Origin of the sequence: Mucilaginibacter sp. L196 (assembly GCF_009765905.1) — a bacterium.
GTDB lineage: Bacteria > Bacteroidota > Bacteroidia > Sphingobacteriales > Sphingobacteriaceae > Mucilaginibacter.
Genome location: NZ_LMUO01000019.1, coordinates 688,116 through 710,818, shown reverse-complemented (window position 1 = coordinate 710,818; position 22,703 = coordinate 688,116). Strand labels below are relative to the sequence as shown.

Annotated in this window: 14 protein-coding genes; 12 read left to right on the top strand and 2 right to left on the bottom strand. The window is 41.0% G+C overall.

Going from position 1 to position 22,703, the window contains the following annotated elements:
* Window positions 1-83: 83 nt before the first annotated feature.
* From GSQ74_RS19350 to GSQ74_RS19295, 12 genes are all read left to right on the top strand, one after another.
* Window positions 84-1,121 carry a sugar kinase gene (locus GSQ74_RS19350; protein ID WP_158995855.1) on the top strand — a complete coding sequence of 346 codons (1,038 nt, stop codon included), beginning with the start codon at window positions 84-86 and terminating at the stop codon, window positions 1,119-1,121.
* On the top strand, window positions 1,118-1,777 hold the full coding sequence (locus GSQ74_RS19345) for a bifunctional 4-hydroxy-2-oxoglutarate aldolase/2-dehydro-3-deoxy-phosphogluconate aldolase (protein ID WP_158995854.1): 660 nt from the start codon (window positions 1,118-1,120) through the stop codon (window positions 1,775-1,777). Before GSQ74_RS19350 ends, GSQ74_RS19345 begins: the two co-directional genes overlap by 4 nt.
* 18 nt (window positions 1,778-1,795) lie before the next feature.
* The gene (locus GSQ74_RS19340; protein WP_158995853.1) at window positions 1,796-3,142 is read left to right on the top strand and encodes an MFS transporter; all 1,347 of its coding nucleotides are present in this window, start codon (window positions 1,796-1,798) and stop codon (window positions 3,140-3,142) included.
* Window positions 3,143-3,282: 140 nt separating this feature from the next.
* Window positions 3,283-4,113 carry a 5-dehydro-4-deoxy-D-glucuronate isomerase gene (gene kduI / locus GSQ74_RS19335; protein WP_158995852.1) on the top strand — a complete coding sequence of 277 codons (831 nt, stop codon included), beginning with the start codon at window positions 3,283-3,285 and terminating at the stop codon, window positions 4,111-4,113.
* 206 nt (window positions 4,114-4,319) lie between these two features.
* Entirely contained in the window at window positions 4,320-5,363 is a 1,044-nt protein-coding gene (locus GSQ74_RS19330) for a LacI family DNA-binding transcriptional regulator (protein ID WP_158995851.1), read from the top strand.
* Window positions 5,364-5,477: 114 nt separating this feature from the next.
* Window positions 5,478-6,881, top strand: a complete 1,404-nt coding sequence (gene uxaC, locus GSQ74_RS19325) for a glucuronate isomerase (protein WP_158995850.1) — start codon at window positions 5,478-5,480, stop codon at window positions 6,879-6,881.
* A gap of 204 nt (window positions 6,882-7,085) precedes the next feature.
* The gene (locus GSQ74_RS19320; protein WP_158995849.1) at window positions 7,086-8,741 is read left to right on the top strand and encodes a glycoside hydrolase family 28 protein; all 1,656 of its coding nucleotides are present in this window, start codon (window positions 7,086-7,088) and stop codon (window positions 8,739-8,741) included.
* A gap of 7 nt (window positions 8,742-8,748) precedes the next feature.
* Window positions 8,749-9,765: a pectinesterase family protein gene (locus GSQ74_RS19315; RefSeq protein ID WP_158995848.1), complete on the top strand. Its 1,017-nt coding sequence runs from the start codon at window positions 8,749-8,751 to the stop codon at window positions 9,763-9,765.
* Window position 9,766: 1 nt separating this feature from the next.
* Window positions 9,767-11,260, top strand: coding sequence for a tagaturonate reductase (locus GSQ74_RS19310; RefSeq protein ID WP_158995847.1), 1,494 nt, complete (start codon window positions 9,767-9,769; stop codon window positions 11,258-11,260).
* A gap of 9 nt (window positions 11,261-11,269) precedes the next feature.
* Window positions 11,270-12,922, top strand: a complete 1,653-nt coding sequence (locus GSQ74_RS19305) for a UxaA family hydrolase (protein ID WP_158995846.1) — start codon at window positions 11,270-11,272, stop codon at window positions 12,920-12,922.
* Between the two features lie 33 nt (window positions 12,923-12,955).
* On the top strand, window positions 12,956-14,860 hold the full coding sequence (locus GSQ74_RS19300; RefSeq protein ID WP_158995845.1) for a glycoside hydrolase family 88 protein: 1,905 nt from the start codon (window positions 12,956-12,958) through the stop codon (window positions 14,858-14,860).
* Between the two features lie 57 nt (window positions 14,861-14,917).
* A complete protein-coding gene (locus GSQ74_RS19295) occupies window positions 14,918-17,236 on the top strand; it encodes a DUF5703 domain-containing protein (RefSeq protein WP_158995844.1) in 2,319 nt (772 codons plus the stop codon).
* Here the strand turns inward: GSQ74_RS19295 and GSQ74_RS19290 are convergent, their stop codons facing one another.
* Together GSQ74_RS19290 and GSQ74_RS19285 are read right to left on the bottom strand one after the other, a co-directional pair.
* Entirely contained in the window at window positions 17,237-19,282 is a 2,046-nt protein-coding gene (locus GSQ74_RS19290; protein WP_254060930.1) for a glycoside hydrolase family 127 protein, read from the bottom strand.
* Between the two features lie 10 nt (window positions 19,283-19,292).
* Complete coding sequence (locus GSQ74_RS19285) at window positions 19,293-22,703, bottom strand: glycosyl hydrolase (RefSeq protein WP_158995843.1); 3,411 nt, start codon at window positions 22,701-22,703, stop codon at window positions 19,293-19,295.

Sequence of the window (22,703 nt, the reverse complement as noted above, 5' to 3'; positions counted from 1 at the left end):
TTCGCCATATTTTTGAAATTCACTTCAGATAAAAGAGCTAGCTATATATTGCATTTTATTGCTCTGCTATCTGTAAGTTACCAATGTATAAACAAACTAATAAAAAGAATTTGGGTAAGGTATTATGCTTTGGCGAATTATTGTTTAGGATCAGTCTTGATGCCGAAGGTAATTGGCTTAAAAAAAATAACGTTCCATTTTATATGGGCGGCGCTGAACTAAACGTTGCTACGGCCTTGGCTTTGTGGGATGTTCCTGTACAATATTTTACAGCCCTGCCGGCTAACCACATGTCGGCACAGATCAGTACGCACTTAAAAGACAAGGGGATTGATTCCGAAAAAACCTATTATCATGGCGAACGGGTAGGTTTATATATTTTGACCAAAGGTGCAGACATAAAAAATGATTCTCTTATCTACGATCGCGCCCATTCTGCATTTGCAGAACTAAAACCCGGCATGATTGATTGGGATAAGGTGCTTGACGGAGTTAGCTGGTTTCATTTCAGCGCTATTTGCCCTGCTGTTAACCAAAACGTAGCAGATGTTTGTAAAGAGGCGTTAATTGCTGCATCCGCAAAAAACATTACCATCTCTATTGATTTGAATTATCGTTCAAAATTATGGAAGTACGGCAAAAGCCCTGAGCAGGTTATACCCGAATTGGTGAGCTATTGCGACCTGGTTATGGGGAATATATGGGCAGCAGAAACAATGCTTGGGATACCTGTTGAGGACGAGTTGTTAAGCATCAATAAAAAAGAAAACTATCTTGAGGCTGCTTTAAAAACTTCACGATACATCACAGAACATTATCCTAAATGCAAAACGGTTGCCAATACATTTAGGTTTGATGCAGATGGAGGCATTACCTACTATACATCGCTATATACCGGTGGTGAATATTATAATACAACCGATTACGCTGCCGCGAAAATAGTAAATAAGGTTGGCAGTGGAGATTGCTTTATGGCAGGCCTTATTTATGGCTTTTATAATCAAAGGTCGCCTGCCGAAATACTTGAATTTGCTACCGCAGCAGCCTTTGACAAATTGTTTTTAGAAGGTGATGCCACTTGCAGAACCAGTGACGAAATTAAAAATGTAATTACTAAATGAGCACCAACCAAAACATAGTTAACAGTATTATAGCGCAGGGCATGCTGCCGCTGTTTTTTCATGAGGACCCGGAAGTAAGCCTGCAAGTTACCCGTGCATTGTACAAGGCTGGTGTAAGAGTGCTTGAATACACCAATCGAGGCCCCGCTGCGCTGGAGAATTTTAGGCTATTAAAAAAAGCGCAACAAGATGAAATGCCGGAACTGATATTAGGTATCGGTACTATAAAAACAGAATCTGAAGCTGTTAATTTTATCAATGCAGGCGCAGATTTTATTGTGGCGCCAATTGTTAACCCAGCAGTGGCAAAAATAGCTCATGACAATGGCTTACTATGGTGCCCTGGCTGTATGACGCCTACCGAAATATTTTTAGCGCAACAACACGGCGCAGGATTAATAAAATTATTCCCGGCTAATATTTTAGGGCATTCTTTCTTGAGTGCGATAAAAGAACTTTTCCCGGGTCAGTTATTTATGCCGACTGGTGGTGTAGAGTTAAACACCGAGAATATAAGCCAATGGTTTAAAGCCGGAGTTTGTGCGGTTGGCTTAGGCAGTAAGCTTATTACCAAAGACATTTTAGCGAAAGGCTTATACGAGCAGCTATTCACCAATACACAACAAGCATTAAATCTGGTGAAAGCATCCAGGTAAAAAATTTACTCATAAGTTATGCTAAAAGAAACAAAGATCAGGAACTACAGATGGATAATTGCTTCGCTCCTGCTTTTTTCTACCACCATCAATTACATGGACAGGCAGGTGATCAGCTATGTAAAGGATTTCTTTTGTACACCAATTGCCAAAGGTGGATTTGGCTGGACTGACAACCAATACTCTTATGTAACTGCATGCTTTACTGCATTCTATGCTGGCATAACTGTTGTTGCTGGCTTGGTTGTTGATAAAATAGGCACAAAATTAGGATTGGCATTATCGCTTATCATATGGTCAGTATTTGGTATTCTCAATGCGTTTGCGGGTAGTTCCGTAGTTACCCATACAGTTATCAGAAGCTTATTTGGTGTTGGCGAAGCGGGCAATTTCCCTGCATCCATAAAAACAGTGGCTGAATGGTTCCCTAAAAAAGAACGCGCCCTGGCAACGGGTATATTTAACAGCGGTTCAAATATAGGCGCCATGATTGCAGCTATTTTTGTACCCTGGTGTTTGATCCATTTTGGTGAAGCTCAGGGATGGAAAATGGCTTACATTATAACTGGAGCTGTTGGATTTTTATGGCTTATTTTTTGGTTCGCTTTATATAACCCACCGGCTAAGTGCAAGTACATCACCAAAGAAGAATTTGACCTTATTCATGAAGATGAGGTCGCTGTACACGCTGCCCCGTCAGAAGATGTGTCCTTGCATCAGAATATTTCATGGGGTAAGTTGTTCCGTTATCCGCAAACCTGGGCCTTTTTTTGGGGTAAGTTTTTAACCGACGGAATATGGTGGTTTTTGCTATTCTGGTTGCCTGATTATTTAAAGAAGCAATTCGGTATGGATATACATCACATTATGTGGCCAACGTTCATCGTGTATTTCGTCTCTATATTTGGCAGTACATTTGGCGGCAACCTGCCGCGGATGATGATAAATCGGGGCACACCAGTATATAAAGCCCGGATGAGGGCCATGTTTATCATCGCTTTATTTCCGTTATTTTTACTACTTACTCAATATTTTGGCAATAAAGAAATATTTGGCTCTTATGCTTCCACTTTAGCTATAGCTGTAATATGTATTGGGGCTGCTGCGCACCAGGCCTGGTCGGCGAATCTCTTTACTACAGTATCCGATATGTTTCCTAAAAAAGCCATTGGTTCAGTAATCGGTATCGGTGGTATGGCAGGGGGTATTGGTGGCGTAGTTATTCAAAGACTCTCAGGTATACTAAACACCTCCTACCCTAAGGATGCTTATATGATCATGTTCTGTATATGTGCAATATCCTATATCCTTGCATGGACAATCATCAGGCTGTTAACTCTAAGACCATCTAAGATAGCGATATAACGACTGTCTTATAAAAAGGATCAGCGGAGTTTAGTTTCGGATAATATCTACTAAAACGTTTGCGTGAAAATAGTAAGGCAATAACTTTATTATTATCACACAACGCTGTACAATTGTAATACTATAAAAAATAAACACCCGTGAAAGTAATACAGAGCGTACATCCAGAAGATTTTAAAAACTATCCAACCGGTTTAATACGGTCGCGTTTTTTGATAGACAAACAGGTACAAGCCGACCAGTTAAACTGTACTTATACTCATTACGACAGAATGATAGTAGGCTTTGCAAATCCTGTAAATTCAAAACTAGAATTGCCAACTTACCCAAACCTGCGTTCAGAATATTTTCTGGAACGCCGCGAGATCGGCATTATCAATGTTGCAGGAGATGGTATTATTACGGTTGATGGCGTAGCTTATGAACTTCATAAACTGGATTGCCTTTATATTGGCAAAGGAGCTAAAGTTGTAACTTTCGCAAGTAAAAACCCTCAGGAACCAGCTGTATTTTATATGCTCTCTGCTCCTGCCCATGCAGTTTATCCAACAACACTATTAAGTAACGAGGATGCAGTAAAAGTAACCTTAGGATCGGCATCAACGGCAAATTATCGCACCATCAATAAATACATCCACCTGGAAGGTATAAAAAGCTGCCAGTTGGTAATGGGCTTAACTATTTTACACGACGGCAGCGTATGGAACACCATGCCACCGCATGTACATGACCGCCGTATGGAAGCTTATTTTTATTTTGACTTACCCCAGGGACAAAAAATATTCCATTATATGGGCGAAGGTGACGAAACAAGACATATCACCATGGATAACTACGATGCCGTAATTTCGCCACCATGGAGCATTCACGCGGGTAGCGGTACATCCAGCTATAGTTTTATATGGGGTATGGCCGGTGAAAACCTAGACTATACTGATATGGATGCTATTGCTATCACCGATATTAGGTAGTATCAGCATAAAACTAACCCGGCCATCGTTGTACTAAACACCGTTTGCATTTCTTCTTCTCTTGGGAGGATAACGATCCATCGTTAACGTAGCAGCGGTTTTACAACCTGAATTACCTTAATTGACATTTAATTTCTTATGTTTACCTAAACGGACTATTACCCAATAGTCCGTTTACTGATATAACCAATTTTTAATATAGTATAATGAATTTTGAGGCTGTTACCATTAAAGATATCGCGAAGGAATTAGGTATATCCGCTTCTGCTGTTTCAAAAGCACTGAAAGATAGCCATGAGATTAGTGAAAAAACAAAAAAGCTAGTTTTAGAGTGTGCCAAAAAACATAACTACCAACCCAACCCAATGGCGCAAAGCCTAAAACGGGGCAATAGTAAATCATTAGGTATTGTTATTTCAACTATTGATAATCAATTTTTTTCACAGGTTATCAGTGGTATCGAGTCTGTGGCATATAGCAAAGGCTATAATGTAATCATTACGCAAACGCATGAATCTTATGATCTGGAGGTTTCTAACGTGCATCACCTTACCGTTAGGGCTATCGATGGGCTATTGATCTCCCTATCTACTGAAACAAAAAACACCGATCATATCAGGAGATTACACGATAAAGGTTTACCCATTGTATTTTTTGATCGCGTAACCGAAGATATTGAAACCCATAAAGTTATTGCTGATAATTTCGGCGGAGCTTACGAAGCCACCAAGAGCTTAATTGATTTAGGTTATCGTAAAATAGCGCATATTACTAATTCGGCACATGTTTCCATTACCATTGCACGCTTAAATGGTTATATCCGTGCTTTGGAAGAAAGTAATATCAGTGTTGAAGATAAGTATATTAAATACTGCGTACATGGTGGCAGGGACATTGCAGAGGTTGAAAAAGTGTTAAATGAGCTGCTTAATTCAAAAGATCGTCCTGATGCCATTTTCGCTGCATCCGACAGGATCACGACAACTACATTAGAGCTTTTACATGATTTAGGGATTAAAATACCTGAAGATATCGCACTTTTAGGCTTTTCGAACACGCACCTGGCTAAGGTACTCAACCCATCGTTAAGCACTGTGTGCCAGCCGGGTTTTGAAATGGGTAAAATAGCCACAGAAATGATTATTAAATTGATTGAAAGCAAACGCCCGGTAACTGAATTTGAAACAGTGGTATTACCTACAGAAGTAATTATCCGCAACTCATCACAACCGGCATCAATCGCCAAATAATCAATTTATTAAATTTACTGTAACGTTGGAGTAAATAATTATGGGCTATGTGTTGGCAGATACTGGTATCTACCCTAATTTTGACATTGGCGATAAACCAATGTGCCTATATTTATGAAACCTTTTTTAGATAAAAACTTTCTTTTACAAAGCAAAACCGCGGAACGTTTATACCATGAATATGCTGCGCATTTACCTATCATCGACTACCATTGCCATCTTGATCCCGCGCAGATCGCGAACAATATAAATTTTGCTAACCTAACGGAGATATGGCTTAAAGGCGATCATTATAAATGGCGTGCCATGCGCGCGAATGGTGTTAATGAGCAATATATTACCGGCAGTAAAACCGATCTGGAAAAGTTTGAGAAATGGGCCGAAACAGTTCCATATACTCTACGCAACCCTTTATACCACTGGACGCACCTGGAATTACAGCGCTATTTTGATGTGCATGATGTAGTGTCGCCCAAAACGGCTAAAACAATATATGAGGAGTGTACCGCTAAACTACAAACAGCTGAATACAGCGTACAAAGCATCATCACAAAAATGAATGTGGAAGTTATTTGTACCACTGATGATCCTATTGATAACCTGGAGTATCACCAGAAAATAAAACAAAGTGATTGGAAAGTTAAAGTGTATCCTGCGTTCAGGCCCGATAAGGCGATGAATGCTGACGATCCAAAATCATTAAACGAATACATTAACAAACTTGAGGCTATTAACGCCAAACCAATTCAAAGCTATAGTGATTACCTCGAGGCATTAAAAAAACGCCACGATTATTTTGCAGAGAATGGCTGTAGTGTATCAGATCATGGTTTAGAGCAAATATATGCCGAAGATTACACCAATGATGAGATTGCTGCCATATTCGCCAAAATACGCAAAGGTGAATCATTGCACGCTGTTGAATCGCTTAAATTCAAATCGGCAATGCTTTATGAATTTGCCATTTGGGATCATGAAAAAAATTGGGTGCAACAATATCACCTAGGCGCGTTACGCAATAATAACGCCCGTGCTTATACTGAAATAGGCCCCGATACCGGTTATGATTCTATTGGTGATTTTACACAAGCACAGGCATTGTCGCGCTTTTTAAATAAGTTGGATACTACAAATCAGTTAGCTAAAACCATTCTTTATAATCTTAATCCGGCTGATAATGAATTGTTCGCGACAATGGCTGGTAATTATAACGATGGCACCGTTGCCGGGAAAATTCAGTTTGGAGCAGCCTGGTGGTTTTTAGATCAAAAAGATGGAATGACCAAGCAAATAAATGCTTTATCAAGTATGGGATTATTAAGCAAACTGGTGGGTATGCTTACCGACTCACGCAGCTTTTTGTCTTATCCAAGGCATGAGTATTTCCGTCGCTTACTTTGTAACTTACTGGCTGAGGATATTGAAAACGGTGAGTTACCTGCAGATATAGAATGGACAGGTAAAATAGTGCAAGACATTTGCTATTACAACGCTAAAAACTACTTCACATTCAAATAAAATTGCCGGGTAACCGGCTTAATTCCCGCATTTTAATGGGCAACTAATTTACGCAAACGTTGAAGTTGTTTTAGTTGCCCATTTACTTCCTTATTGGTTAACAGTGTCTTAATTTTGTTTTAATAGTCACATTGACATATTAATTAATTAAACCAATTGAGCTAATAGATGCATTTGCATCAATCTCGAACAACAACCAATAATATGCTTATTATCAGAAGATTGCTTATTGCTACCTGGTTACTTATTACCTGGTCATTTCTAGCATCTGCACAAACTACATCGTATTCGTGGCAACACTTGCCTATTATTGGCCATACTTCATTTAAGAAAGACACATTTAACATTATAAAGTACGGGGCTAAAGCCGATGGCATCACCCTCAATACCATAAACATTAATAAAGCCATTGCCGATTGCAGTAATAAAGGCGGCGGTGTAGTATTAGTACCACAAGGGTTGTGGCTTACAGGGCCAATCGTGATGAGATCGAATGTGAACTTATATGTTAGCCGTGCCGCGTTATTACAATTTACAAATGATAAAACACAATATCCACTTGTGGAAGGTAATTATGAGGGGCATGCCGCTGTTCGTAACCAATCACCCATCTCAGGTAGCGATCTAAATAATATTGCCATAACCGGCGAAGGTATTATTGACGGACACGGCGAAGCATGGCGTGCAATTGGTAAAGACAGACTAACCGAAAATGAATGGAATGCATTAGTAGCTACAGGCGGCATTGTAAGCCAGAATGGTAATGCCTGGTATCCATCGCAAAGTTATTTAAACGGATTAAGCACGCCTGATGCAGGTATAATAAAACCGGGTAAAAAACTGGCTGATTATCAATCGATGAAAGACTTTTTCAGGCCTAATATGGTGGTATTCACCAACTGTAAAAAGGTTTTGTTGCAGGATGTTACCTTCCAAAATTCTCCGGCTTGGTGCCTGCATACCTTAATTTGTGAAGACCTAACCCTTAAAGGCGTTCATGTACGCAACCCGTGGAATGCGCAAAATGGTGACGGCATTGATGTAGAATCATGCAAGAATGTATTGATTGAAGGCAGCACATTTGAAACAGGTGATGATGGTATCTGCATTAAATCGGGCAGGGATGAAGAAGGACGTAAAAGAGGGAAACCTACTGAGAACGTGATTGTGCGGAACGATGTAGTTTACCGTGCACATGGTGGCTTTGTTATCGGCAGCGAAATGTCAGGCGGGGCACGCAATATTTTTGTATCCGATTGTACTTTCATCGGTACCGACGTTGGCCTTCGATTTAAAACTACCCGCGGTCGTGGTGGAGTTGTTGAAAACATCTACATTAAAAACATCAACATGCGCAATATTGTTACTGATGCCATATTGTTTGATATGTACTATATGGGCAAATCCCCAGGTGAAGCTGAGACCGGTGGCACAGAAACCATTCCTCCTGTAACAGAAGCTACCCCCCAATTCAGGGATTTTTATGTAGACAATGTGGTGTGTATAGGTGCTGAAAAAGGTTTACAGGTAAGAGGCCTGCCCGAAATGAATATCAAAGATATTTATTTGAGCAACCTGATCTTAAAAACCAATAAAGGCGCTGACATTATTGAAGGCAGTAATATCAACCTAAAGAATGTTTATTTTGATTGTAAGGACACTTCTCCGCTTATTAATATAGCCAACAGCAACAATATCAGTTTTGATCATGTTGCTTACTCAAATGCGCAACTGTTATTTTCGGTAAGCGGTAAAAAAACAACTCAGATTAAAGTATCACATACGGATACAAGCAAAGCTGTTGAGGCAACCTCGTTTAAATCTGGTGCAGATAGTAACTCATTTATAAAGACTAATTAGTGTTGAGATGAAAAAGTTAACCCTACTTATCATTTTCTTTTTCGCTTCGATAGGCTTGTTCGCGCAAACCGCCACCTACCCTACCCATTTTACCGTGGCACAGGATGGCAGTGGCAATTTTAAAACTATACAGGAAGCTATTAACGCAGTACGGGATCTTTCACAACAACAGGTCACTATCTTTATTAAGAACGGTATTTATCACGAAAAGCTGGTTATTCCGTCCTGGAAAACAAAAATATCATTAGTGGGCGAGGATAAAGAACATACTATTATTACCAATAATGATTATTCGGGTAAAGCAAATCCAGGCGGGAAGGATGCTTTTGGCAAGGATAAATTCACCACTTACACTTCGTATACAGTTTTAGTACAAGGTAATGATTTTGTCGCCGAGAATTTAACTATCGAAAATACAGCTGGCCGGGTTGGTCAGGCTGTTGCCCTGCATGTTGAGGGCGACAGGTGCATCATCAAAAACTGTAACTTGTTAGGGAACCAGGATACTCTGTACACAGCTACCGAAAATAGCAGGCAATACTACACCGATTGTTTTATACAGGGCACAACAGATTTCATTTTTGGTGAAGCTACAGCCGTTTTCAATCATTGTATTATTAAAAATTTAATCAACTCTTATATTACTGCACCATCTACTACACCGCGTCAGCAGTTTGGGTATGTATTTTTTGATTGTAAGCTGATAGCAGATTCATCTGCAAAAAAAGTGTATCTGGCCCGTCCTTGGAGGCCTTATGCGCGGTCGGTTTATATACATACTGAAATGGGGGCGCAAATAATACCCGTAGGCTGGGATAACTGGCGCAATCCCGATAATGAAAAGACTGCGTTCTTCGCCGAATATGAAAGTGCCGGCCCTGGTGCAAACACCAAAGATCGTGCGGCATGGTCGCATCAATTAACAGCAAAAGAACTCAAAACATATACTATAGCAAACATTCTTTCGGGTAAAGACGACTGGAATGTTGAAGATGTTTTACAGCATTTAAATGATTCTAAATAATATGATCTTATCAAAAAGCAATTTAAAAAACATTCACGTTACGGGATTACAAATACCCGGCGAACAAATTTTTGACCTGCCTGAAAAGGTACTTCAATTTGGAACAGGCGTTTTATTGAGAGGGTTACCTGACTACTTTATTGACAAAGCCAACAAACAAGGTATTTTTAATGGCCGTGTGGTAGTGATCAAATCAACAGATACCGGTTCATCTTCAGAATTTGACAAACAGGATGGATTATACACCATTTATTCAAAAGGCATAGAAAATGGAGCGGAGGTTGAAGAAGCAACTATTTGTTCGGCTATTAGTCGGGTATTATCCGCGACTAATGAATGGCTGGCGATATTGGACGTAGCTAAAAGCCCCGATCTTCAGGTAATTATATCTAACACCACAGAGGTTGGGATACAATTAGTTAAAGAAGAAATCACAGATCAAACGCCTGCTTCCTACCCGGGAAAATTACTTGCCATTTTACATGAACGCTATACAGCATTTAATGGAAGCACGGAAAGCGGGTTGGTTATCATCCCTACGGAACTGATTGTCGACAACGGGAAAAAATTAGAAGCTATTGTAATTGAGCTGGCTCATTTAAACAATTTTGAATTTGAGTTTATAGACTGGCTTGAAAATCACAATACTTTTTGCAATTCATTGGTTGATAGGATTGTTCCGGGCAAACCCGCTAAAGAATTGGCCGCTGAACTGGAGAGTAAACGTGGCTATACCGATGACCTGAATATCATGTCTGAAACTTACAGTCTTTGGGCAATTGAGGGTGATGAGAAAGTAGCTTCGGTATTATCATTCGCCAAAGTGGATAAAGGTGTGGTGATCACACCGGATATTCAATTATTCAGAGAATTGAAATTACGCCTGTTGAACGGCTCACATACCTTAAGTTGTGCGGTTGCATTCCTTTCGGGCTTTAATACCGTTAAAGAGGCTATGGATGATGATAAGTTTTTACAATTTATTAATGGAGTAGCTTATGATGAAATCATTCAGTCCATTCCTTATGAAATAGATCCCCAAATAGCTAAGGACTTTGCAGGTAAAGTATTAGACCGTTTCCGCAACCCGCATATCAGGCACGAATGGTTGAGTATTTCCGTTCAATATTCAGCTAAATTAAAGATGCGTGTGGTACCTTTATTATTAAACTATTATAAACTAAATAATTCGGTACCAGCAAACATGGCATTGGGCTTTGCTGCTTTTATTCGTTTTATGAAAGTGAAGCGTAAAACTGATGGAACTTACGTGGGCTCAGTTAATGGCCTGGAATACACCGTTACCGATAGCCAGACCTCTTATTTTTCAAAAGTATGGAAAGCGCAGGACACCGATTTAATAGTCAATAACATTTTGAGTAATCAACAGCTTTGGGATACTGACCTTACTGCCCTACCGGGTTTTAAACAAGCTGTTATAAATAATCTTAATACATTACTAACCTACGGCATTAAAGAATTGACCGCAGTATAAGTTATCATCATGAAACAAAGAATAACTAAGGTTCATCCTAAAGATAATGTAATGGTAGCCCTCACCGACCTACAAGCCGGTGAAGAACTAACCTACAAGGGAGAAACCTATAAAACGATTGAATTTATCCCCGGTAAACATAAATTCGCCATTAACGATCTGCCCACCGGTACTGAAATTATTATGTACGGGGTATTAGTTGGTATTACACAAAGCGATATTCCTGCTGGCGGCTTATTAACTATTACCAACGTTAAACATGCCGCAAGTGGCTTTTTAACAGGAAACAAGCATGCTCACTGGGATAAACCCGATGCAACCAAATGGGAGTCGGCTACCTTTAATGGTTATCACCGCGAAAACGGAGATGTGGGTACCGCCAATTACTGGTTGGTAATACCCATGGTATTTTGTGAAAACCGCAACATCGAGGTTTTACAGGAAGCATTGGTAAAACCATTGGGGTATGGCCGCAAAAAGACTTATGAGATAAAAGCACAGCAACTGATCGACAAAATTGCTTCCGGCAGTGGCGTGGATGAGGTACTGTTTACAGAGATCGGCAGCGATGATGCTAGTGCGCATCAGCATAAATTATTCCCTAATGTAGATGGCATCAAGTTTTTGACCCACACAGGCGGCTGCGGGGGCACAAGGCAGGATTCAACTACGCTATGTGGTTTATTGGCTGGATATATTACCCACTCCAACGTAGCGGGAGCTACAATATTAAGCTTAGGCTGCCAAAATGCGGAGGTTAAAACCTTACAGGAACAAATTGCCAAGCGCGATCCTAACTTTAAAAAGCCGCTATACATACTGGATCAACAAAAAGTGGGTTTGGAAACAGATTTGATTGAACTCGCCATACGCCAAACTTTAGCAGGCTTGATACAAGCTAACGAAAACACCCGTAAACCGGCACCTTTAAATAAACTGGTTATAGGATTGGAATGTGGTGGTTCGGATGGTTTTTCCGGCATTTCTGCAAATCCTGCCATTGGTTATACATCAGACCTGCTAGTATCGCTTGGCGGAGCGGTTATATTAGCTGAATTCCCTGAATTGTGCGGTGTTGAGCAAAATTTGATCGACCGTTGTGTTGATAAGGATAAGGCGGAACGTTTTTCATCATTAGTGCGTAGCTATAGCCAGCGGGCAGATGAAGCTGGATCAGGTTTTTATATGAACCCGTCGCCGGGTAATATAAAAGATGGTTTAATAACCGATGCGATAAAATCAGCAGGAGCAGCTAAAAAAGGCGGCACTTCACCTGTTACAGACGTACTGGATTATCCTGAAAAAGTAACCAAACCTGGACTTAATCTATTGTGTACGCCGGGTAATGATGTGGAATCAACCACGGCTGAAGTTGGTTCCGGCGCTAACGTTGTATTATTTACAACAGGTTTAGGCACCCCTACCGGCAATCCTATTACACCTGTTATAAAAATTGCGACAAATACCAGTCTTTATAAACGCATGAACGATATTATAGATATTAATACAGGAACTATTGTTGAAGGTGATGAAACCATTGAACAAGCAGGTGAACGTATTTTAGATTATATTATTAAAGTGGCCAGCGGCGATGTAGAAGTTAGCGCGGTAAGACATGGGCAAAACGACTTTATCCCCTGGAAAAGAGGAGTTTCGCTATAATTGAATAAACTTAATTTGTCGCCAATCATCGTTATGAAAAGAATACTCTTTATAATAATTACCTTTTTTGCCACAACTACTTTTGTTAATGCGCAGGATCAGCCATGGTCGCAACGCATGGCAAGTACAGCTATGAAGCTGTGGGTTGACACGAGCAAGGCCCGCTGGACTTACGAACAAGGCGTTGTGCTTAAAGGCATGGAAGGTGTTTGGTTACAAACCGGCGACAAAAAATACTTTAAGTATATCCAAAATTATATGGATGCTTTGGTTGCTGATGATGGAACAATTAAAGGTTATAAGAAGGATGATTATACCCTGGATAATGTTTTGTGCGGGCGATCTGTTTTGCTTTTGTATAACGTGCTGCAGAAGGAAAAATATCATAAAGCACTGTTGCAAATACGTGATCAATTAAGCAACCAACCCCGTACTACGGATGGCGGTTTTTGGCACAAGAAGAGATACACCAGCCAAATGTGGTTAGATGGCTTATATATGGCCGAACCATTTTATGCCGAATATGCCAACACTTTTAAAGAGGATACCGACTTTAATGACATCGCCAGGCAATTCATTTTGATAGATAAACATGCCCGAGATGCAAAAACAGGCTTGTATTATCATGGATGGGACGAAAGCAAATCTGAAAAATGGGCAAATCCACAAACAGGCTTATCTCAAAATATCTGGGGACGGGCTGACGGTTGGTATGCTATGGCTTTGGTTGATGTGCTTGATAAATTCCCGGCAAACAATCCTCACCGGGCTGAATTATTGGCCATATTAAACCGTTTCGCGGCAGCGATTCAAAAATATCAGGACCCAAAATCAGGATTATGGTATCAAATAATGGATAAAGCAGGTGCAACCGGCAATTATCCGGAAGCATCCGCATCATGCATGTTTGTATATACTTTGGCTAAAGGCGCACGTGAAGGATACTTGCCTGCAAGCTATTTAGCAGTCGCTAAAAAAGGGTATAATGGCATTTTAGCTAAATTTATATCAACTGATGCTAATGGACAAGTAAACCTAAACGGAACGGTTAGCGTTGGTGGTTTAGGTGGCAAACCTTACCGCGATGGCAGCTATCAGTATTATCTAAGCGAGAAAGTTGTTCAAAACGACCCAAAAGGCATCGGCGCTTTTATACAAGCCAGTGTTGAGGTCGAGCGTTTAGCGCACATCAACGAGGGCGCAGGAAAAACAGTAACACTCGACAGTTATTTTAACGACGAACATAGAAAAAACAAACTAGGCAAAATCGAATCCTATCATTACAAATGGGGTGAGATGGACAATGACGGCTTCTCCATCTTTGGGCATATTTTTGATAACTATGGGGTAAAGAAAGAGACACTTTTTACCGGACCAACAACGCAGAATCTTAGGAAATCAAGTATCTATATTATTGTTGATCCTGACATCCCGAAGGAAAACCCAAACACTAAATATATTGAAGACGCACATATAAAAGCGATTAGCGAATGGGTACATGCAGGCGGCGTATTATTAATTCTAAATAACGATACAGGCAATGCGGAGTTTAAGCACTTAAATAACCTGATGGCAAAATTTGGCATTCAATATAATGAAGACAGCCGCAACCATGTTCAGGGCGCACAGTTTGAACAAGGGGCAATTTACATCCCCACTGGTAATGAAATATTCAAAACTGCAAAAAAGGTTTATATCAAAGAGATCAGCACGCTTAGGGTAACTTCACCTGCTTATTCAGCTTTAACTGATAAGAATGATGTAATTGTAGCGGTAGCTAAATATGGTAAAGGAACCGTTTTTGCTGTTGGCGACCCGTGGTTTTATAACGAATATACTGATGGGCGCAAACTCCCTTATGGATTCCAGAACTTCGAAGCAGCGAATGACTTGATTAAATGGTCCGTTGAGCAAACAAAAAACAATGCAAGCAAATAAATTCTTGGTCGTTTAAGTACAGTATGTGATATTCGCATAACCATATAAAACCAGCAGATGAAATTGAGGTATTTGTTATTGTGCTTATTTATAGCATTTAGTTACACAACTGTAAAAGCACAATCAACAGAGCTAAAATTCTGCGATTTAACGTGGAATAGTCAAAGTAAAAACTCAAGCGAGTCCATGCCCTGCGGTGGCGGGGATATTGGTTTGAATGTTTGGTGCGAAAACAACGAGATCTATTTCTACATCTCGAAAAGCGGCACGTTTGATGAAAATAATACTTTCTTAAAATTAGGTCGTGTTAGGATCAAGTTATCACCCAATCCATTCTCTGATACTAACTTTAAACAACAGTTATCATTGCAAGATGGTTCAGTTATCATCAATGGTAAAAATGGCAATCTGGCTACTCAAGTTAAGCTATGGGTTGATGTTTACCGGCCGGTAATTCATATCGAAATTAATAGCGATCACCCCGTAAAGGCTGAAGCCGCCTATGAAAGCTGGCGTTATCGTGACCGTGAATCGCACGGACAAGAGAACAATCAAGGTTCGTGGAAATGGGATAACGCGGTACAGGTTAAAACCATTAAAGACAGTATCCGCTTTACAAACAATGCTGTTCAATTCTATCATCAAAATAAAGATACCTCCGTTTTTGATGCTACCGTAAGTGAGGAGGGATTGGAATCAGTAAAATCACAATTATTCAATCCATTGCGTAATCTGATTTTCGGCGGTATGCTAACCGGCGAGGACATGAAACCCGCAGGAAGATATACCGGCAAATATCAAAATACTGATTTTGAAGGTTGGATTTTGCAAAGCGATAAAGCCAAAACGAAACAAGAATTGGAAGTTGACCTTAATACAACCTATGCAGATTCATCTAAAATATGGCAGGAAAGGCTGGATAGTGTAACTCACGATGCCAAAGCAAACCGATCATCGGCACTAAAAGCAACACAAAACTGGTGGAAGCAATTTTGGGAACGCAGCTACATATTCATCAACCCTGATAATACTAATCCTGATAATACTGCATGTCAGGTGGGGCGCAACTACCAGTTGTTCCGTTACATGTTGGGTTGCAATGCATTCGGCAAATACCCAACTAAATTTAATGGGGGATTATTCACTTTTGATCCTGTATACGTAAATCCGTCGTTTAATTTCACCCCTGATTTCAGAAACTGGGGCGGCGGTTTGATGACCGCCCAGAACCAGCGTCTTGTATATTGGCCCATGCTTAAAAACGGTGATTTTTCCATGATGAAACCGCAGTTTGACTTTTATCTCCACTCCTTACATAATGCCGAATTGCGAAGCAAAGTTTATTGGGGACATGAAGGTGCTGCTTTTACCGAGCAAATTGAAAACTTCGGATTACCAAATATGGCCGAATATGGCCTAAAACGCCCAGCTGGTCTTGATAAAGGTGTTGAATACAATGCATGGCTGGAATATACATGGGATACCGTACTTGAATTTTGTCAGATGATGATGGAGACCCAACATTATACCGATGCTGATATCAAACAATATATTCCGTTTATTGAAAGTTGCCTTACTTTTTTTAATGAGCATTACCAGTATTTGGCTAAACAACGGGGCATAAAAACATTTGACGGTGATGGTCATTTGGTACTGTTTCCTGGATCTGGGGCGGAGACATACAAAATGGCCTATAATTCTACGTCGACTATAGCCGGGTTGCAAACTGTCCTTAAAACTTTATTACAATTACCACCGCAGTATTTAACTGCTGAAGAACGTACAAAGTGGGAGACCATGTTAAAACGATTACCTCCGCTCAATTTCCGCGAGTTTAACGGTCATAAAACCATTTCACCTGCCCAATCGTGGGAGCGGATTAACAATGTGGAAACCATGCAGCTTTACCCTGTTTTTCCTTGGGGAATATACGGTGTAGGCAAACCTGATTTGGATATAGCTATAAACACTTGGAAATACGACACGCTTGCCATCAAATTCAGAAGCGGAGTGGGTTGGAAACAAGATAATATTTTTGCTGCCAGAATGGGTCTGACCAAAGAAGCAGCTGATCTAACCACATATAAATTAAAAAACTCAGGCCGCCGCTTTCCTGCATTCTGGGGGCCGGGTTTCGACTGGACTCCTGACCATAACTGGGGCGGATCGGGCATGATAGGATTGCAGGAAATGCTGATGCAGGTTGATGATAAAAAAATCTACCTGTTCCCGGCATGGCCAAAAGACTGGAATGTGCACTTTAAGTTGCATGCGCCTTATAACACCACGGTTGAGGCTACGGTTAAAGATGGAAAAGTAACATCATTAATTGTATTGCCTAAAGAACGCGCAAAGGATGTGGTTAACATGCTTTAGCTACCGATCAAAAGGAATCCACGTTTCCATATCTGCATGTCCGCGGTTATCCCAGGCATAATATGGTATCAAACGGATGCTATGTGTAGTGTTTAGATTGTTTAAGGAAACTTCTTTATATAGTTTATTCTTCCAGTTGTTTTCATTTCTGACTTCGGCTGTACCAGTTAAACTCATAATGTCGCTATTGGCAATTTTAATGAGTTGAGGTTGCAGGTTGGCTTTGTAACTAAGTGCAATATCAACCACTTTTTCTCCTTTTGGCAGATCCTTCGACTCCAGGCAATAAACAATTGGGCCACGCTTTACGGCAACCTGGTTGCGGGCTTCTTCAACCAAAGGGTTGGCTTCCATAAATTTAACCGGCATAGGTAGTTGTAGTTCGACTTGATCACCGGCTTTCCATTTACGGGCTATTTCGGCGTATTCACCAAGGGGTAAGCTGATATTAGTGGACTTGCCATTAACCATCAACACAGCATTTTTACACCATCCGGGGATGCGAAGAAAAACAGAAAAGTTCTTTCCGGATGTTTCGTCAAACCGGATATTGATATTACCATTCCATGGATAAGCCGTAGTTTGCGTTAATTTTATAGCTGAACCATCTTTTAGTTTGGTTGATAATTTATTACCGCCATATAAATTAAACCAAAGCCCTTTATCAGAAATATTGTAGGCATAATTGCTAACCTCGGCAATGGTACGAACCACATTCGGCGGGCAACAATCTGAATAAGCGATATAGCCTACCCTATCCCTAGACCAGCGATCTCTGAAAGGAAGATCATCATTAACGCTTAAAGGATTAGTGTAAAAGAAGCTTTTACCATCTAAACTAATGCCAGATAACATGCCATTGTATAGTGTGAGCTCCATAACATCGGCATACTTAGCATCACCTGTTAGTTGCAGCATGCGCCAGTTCCATAAAACATTGCCTACGCTTGCGCAGGTTTCGTTATGGGCGGTAAGGCTGGGTAATTGATAGTCGCGCCCATAAGCCTGATGTACTTCCTGTACATCTTTCAATAAGTACGAGGTTCCATCGGGCGATACGCCATCATACAATGCACCGCAACCACCTGTAATGTACATTTTGCGGTTAACCACATCATTCCAAACCAGATTTAGTGTGTGCATCAACGTGGTATCGCCGGTTTCGGCATAAACATCCGCAGCACCAGCATATAAATAATTTGCTCTTACCGCATGGCCTGTTGCCTCGGTTTGTTGCCTAAATGGTATGCGATCCTGATTATCATCGGTACCGTCCTTCATTAATCCCCGAATATTAATCAGATTTTTTGCCAACTCCAGGTATTTAGGATCATGTGTGGTGCGATACATCTCAACCACTCCCATATAATGCGATGGACATATGGCATTCCGGGCTAATTCTGGGGATGCTGTTTTGTAGAACCGGTATAGGTAATCAGTTGCCTTGATGGCTACATCTAAAAAGTTCCGTTTGCCTGTTACCCGATAATGAATGCAGGCGGCAGTCATTAAATGGCCCAAGTTGTAGGTTTCAAAGTTCAGCCTGTCTTCAAATGCTTTTGCATCTTTTGGGTGCTTGCGTTCTTCTATTAATGTTGGGGTGTGGATATAACCATCCGCACTTTGAGCTTTTGCTATCAGCGCAATGGTATTATCCATCAATTGATCTAATTTGGGATCATGTGTAGTCGCATACATACTTGCCACGGCCTCAAACAATTTATAAAAATCTCCATCCTGAAATGGCGGCCCAACATGCGAACCGGTATCCAATCCGGCGGCAATTTCAAAGTTTTGGATTGCATGGCCCATCTTTGGGTCGCTGTATATTTTCCATAGGTTGGGGATCATTGTTTCCCGACAAACTTTAAATCTGTCAGCCCAAAAACCTGTTGTCCAGGTTACATCGCCCATGTTAACGCTGCTTAGTTTGGCATACGGGCTAGCTGAGGTATTTACTAAGGCTTTATCCTGCGCATATAAAAAACTTGAAACGAACGTTAATCCTATCAACATCACAAATCCTTTCAGCATATTTCTCATCATCAATAATTCATTAATATTCTAATTTCACAATCCTTACAGGGCCCAATAAGCCTGCCGGTAATAAGGGTTTATCGTCCAATCTGTAAACGGCATTTGTCCAGGTGATTCGTTTATTTCCCGGTAAAGCATGATCGCCGATTAAACGGTTTGCCCAGGTATTGCTTACTTCAATCCTGATCTTGTTATTGCCATTTTTCAAGGCTTTACTAATGTTAACCCGATATGGATACGTCCATGCTGTGCCACAATGGATGCCGTTAACATACACATCTGCAAGGTTATCTACCTTACCCAAGTCGAGCCATATATTGATATTTTCATCACTTTTCCAATTGAAATTCTGAGTATAAGCAGCTGTACCGGAGTAATACTTGATAGCATCATTTGCATTTTGGCTCCAATCGGTTAAGCTATTAAAAGCTACAGATTTTTCAGGGCCTCCGAATGATTTATCGAATTGAACCTGCCAGTTTTCTTTAAGTGTTTGTACGATCTTAATCGATGGAATATTTGAATGTGTTTTCGATGCATTAGCTGTAACAGGTTGCTTCAAAACAATAAATACAGAGCCGTTGGCATCTAAACTTATTGTTAATATAGTTCTTCCGTTTTCAATTTTCCAGTCATCGGCAATTCTTATGTCGCCTGTCAGCGGATCCCATAATTCAGGTACTTTACCTGATGCTCTTAATGATAGGCTTATGGTGTGCTGACGATTATCTTGATTTGAAATAAAATAAGTATCAAACCCTATCCCTGCTCTATGATTCCAAGCAATATTTTCTGCAAAATCACCGGTTGAATCAGCAACGATCACATCCCGGTTTATACCCAACTTATCAAACGTTTCGCCTGTGTAAGGAGCTAGAAGTAACTTTTTGTTTAGGATTGATGAATTGAAAAGCTCATCAGCATTTTGTTTAACGATATTATCATCAGATAAACCGGGCGACTGAGTTGGGTGATCACCCATGATAATAGTTGCCCCATCTTTTACTAATTGTCGAATTTTCTCAATTGCTTGTATCGACATTATACTACTATCTGGTGACATTGGACGGCTACCCGGTATCACTAAAACACCGTAACTTGCCCCACCCGGTAATACAACACGGCCGTTCTTATCAACAGTTGCCAACCTTAACAAAGCATCCAGATTGAATGAATCATAGGCATAACCGCGCATCGGATTTATCCACTGTTGCGGCTCGGCCATGTTTGCTGAACTATTTACCCCATCAGGGATGGTTTGCATTGGTTCGCCTTTATTTTCAAGTCTTATCTTTTCAGATTTCACTCTTTCTTCGCCAAAAATGCCCGGCAATGTACTTACCAATCTTTCCGGCAAAATTGCGCGGCGCGGTGTTTCCTCGCCTGTAAATACAGCCACATCCACTACTGGGTGCCCCATTTGCAGCATGGCCTGGCAACGTTGTACATATTGCACCCATGCTTTGCCGGGTTTCCACCAGGTTTGATCCCGCTGAAAAAAAGAACCAATGCCATCCAAGGTCATCCCCGGTTTACGGTCAAGCCATGGGTTATGTACATCTACGTGAAAGGTAAAACGGTTAATACCAAGCGCGAATTCCCTATCAGCTATGACTTTTAACATGGCGGGATGCTCATCCCACATCAGGCGAAGCTCTGTAAAAGCCTCGGCCTGGATAATATTTTTACCATAGATATGTCCGCCAGAAATCGCATCCAATATATCGTTAGGCTTATCGTGTGTAGGGCTTCGCAACCAAAATTCGCCCATTGGTATATCAACCTGGCTATAATGCAGCATACCGTCGCTCACCATGGTTGGCGCAACGCTCTCGGCACTAAAGCTGCAATCTTGCGCATGTGCCAGTTTAACCATCGTACCAAAAAAGTTATCGGAAACTAATTCGGCAATGGTTTGCCTCACATCACTTAATACTTTTTCTGATACCGATGCGCTTTGTACCGGTACGCCGGCCATTACGGGTAAGTAAGGTAGCAGATCATAGCCCCGACGTTTTTCAAATTCGGCAGCAAATACAGGCGACCAGTTTTGGCTGCCTGCCTCCCAGCTATCTACGTGAAATATTTTCAGAACACGTTTTGCTGTTTGTTGTCCAACCTGTTTAACGGCTTCGCCAAACCACTTATCATACTGTAGTTTTACCGCCGCAGGGTTAAACTTATCACACTCTAAGCCTTTACCAGCTCCGCCTGTTGCATTGGTGTGCCCGGTTGAGGTATAGCCAACCCGTAATATTGTCCAGGTTCCAGCTGGAACCTGCCAGTTTAAAATTCCTTTAATATTCAGTTTATCAGTAATGTCAATAATTTTATCTTTCGGTACGCATAATTCATCAGGTAGTTGCTGGGTGTTGGTACGTTTACTTACCCGCCATACCTCGCCTGTTTTGCCTTCATATTGATGGATCGGTGATTCAGCAGATAGTTCAATACCGGATAATTTTAGTGATGGTTTCCACTTAGCGAAATCCAAATCTTCCGATCCTGGCTCTGAACCCGCTTTATCGTACACAAAACGGAAGAATTTTGCAGTAGTAGGTACAATATCATTGGTGATCTGGGCATCACCATCCTGCCAGCCATGGCGGGGTGGGTCTAACCGGGTTAGGGGTTTAAAGGTCTTACCATCATCACTGACCTCAATCAGTAATCGCTCCGATTCATAGTTGCTGGCATTGGTGTGAATAGTTAACGATCTGCAAGTAAAAGGTTGGGTGAATTCCAGTTGTATCCAACATGGTGTGCTACTGGCAAAATTGGTTTTATTGCCAGCTTCTGCAAGATATTGCACGTTTGCCCCTGTGCTTGCCGTTACTTTAGGTACGATAGTGTTACTGGTGACGCCACTACCGATAGGTGATGGATAAGCCAGAATTTTAATATCCCGGTAATACCCTTTGTAGCTTTGTGGCCTGGTTAAAGTGTCGTGGAATAGCTTTCCGCCACTAACTAAGGTTTTTGTCCATACCACTTTTTGCATAGATAATTCGGGAGTTATCCATGGCCCACCGGCTACCGCGAAACCATCGCAATCATGCAAGGCCAACTTCAATCCTAACCTATCTGCTTCACTAAAAGCAAATTTTACCATATCCCACCATGGTTTGCTTAATTGCTCAATGGGTGGCGTCATATAAGGTGGCGTTGCCGGGCCTTTGATAGTCATTAAATATGCACCTTCGAAACCCTCGGCCTTCATCGATTCCAAATCTGCCGTTATGCCTGCACGCGATACACTTGACTGCATCCAGTACCAGTAAACCCAAGGCTTGGCGTTTTCGGGCGGATGCAGGAAACTTTGTTTAAGCACATCATAATCCTTCTTTTTAACCGCTTGCGAAAAACCATGCAAAGCAAACCAACTATTGCAGCATATAAGAACAAGCCATAAGAGGACGAGCTTTTTCAT

Excerpts from the sequence above, each read along its gene's own strand:
- uxaC (WP_158995850.1), top strand. The coding sequence starts at position 5,478 with ATGAAACCTTTTTTAGATAAAAACTTTCTTTTACAAAGCAAAACCGCG.
- GSQ74_RS19350 (WP_158995855.1), top strand. The coding sequence starts at position 84 with ATGTATAAACAAACTAATAAAAAGAATTTGGGTAAGGTATTATGCTTT.
- GSQ74_RS19285 (WP_158995843.1), bottom strand. The coding sequence starts at position 22,703 with ATGAAAAAGCTCGTCCTCTTATGGCTTGTTCTTATATGCTGCAATAGT.
- GSQ74_RS19345 (WP_158995854.1), top strand. The coding sequence starts at position 1,118 with ATGAGCACCAACCAAAACATAGTTAACAGTATTATAGCGCAGGGCATG.
- GSQ74_RS19305 (WP_158995846.1), top strand. The coding sequence starts at position 11,270 with ATGAAACAAAGAATAACTAAGGTTCATCCTAAAGATAATGTAATGGTA.
- GSQ74_RS19340 (WP_158995853.1), top strand. The coding sequence starts at position 1,796 with ATGCTAAAAGAAACAAAGATCAGGAACTACAGATGGATAATTGCTTCG.
- GSQ74_RS19315 (WP_158995848.1), top strand. The coding sequence starts at position 8,749 with ATGAAAAAGTTAACCCTACTTATCATTTTCTTTTTCGCTTCGATAGGC.
- GSQ74_RS19290 (WP_254060930.1), bottom strand. The coding sequence starts at position 19,282 with ATGATGAGAAATATGCTGAAAGGATTTGTGATGTTGATAGGATTAACG.
- GSQ74_RS19330 (WP_158995851.1), top strand. The coding sequence starts at position 4,320 with ATGAATTTTGAGGCTGTTACCATTAAAGATATCGCGAAGGAATTAGGT.
- GSQ74_RS19320 (WP_158995849.1), top strand. The coding sequence starts at position 7,086 with ATGCTTATTATCAGAAGATTGCTTATTGCTACCTGGTTACTTATTACC.
- GSQ74_RS19295 (WP_158995844.1), top strand. The coding sequence starts at position 14,918 with ATGAAATTGAGGTATTTGTTATTGTGCTTATTTATAGCATTTAGTTAC.
- GSQ74_RS19310 (WP_158995847.1), top strand. The coding sequence starts at position 9,767 with ATGATCTTATCAAAAAGCAATTTAAAAAACATTCACGTTACGGGATTA.
- GSQ74_RS19300 (WP_158995845.1), top strand. The coding sequence starts at position 12,956 with ATGAAAAGAATACTCTTTATAATAATTACCTTTTTTGCCACAACTACT.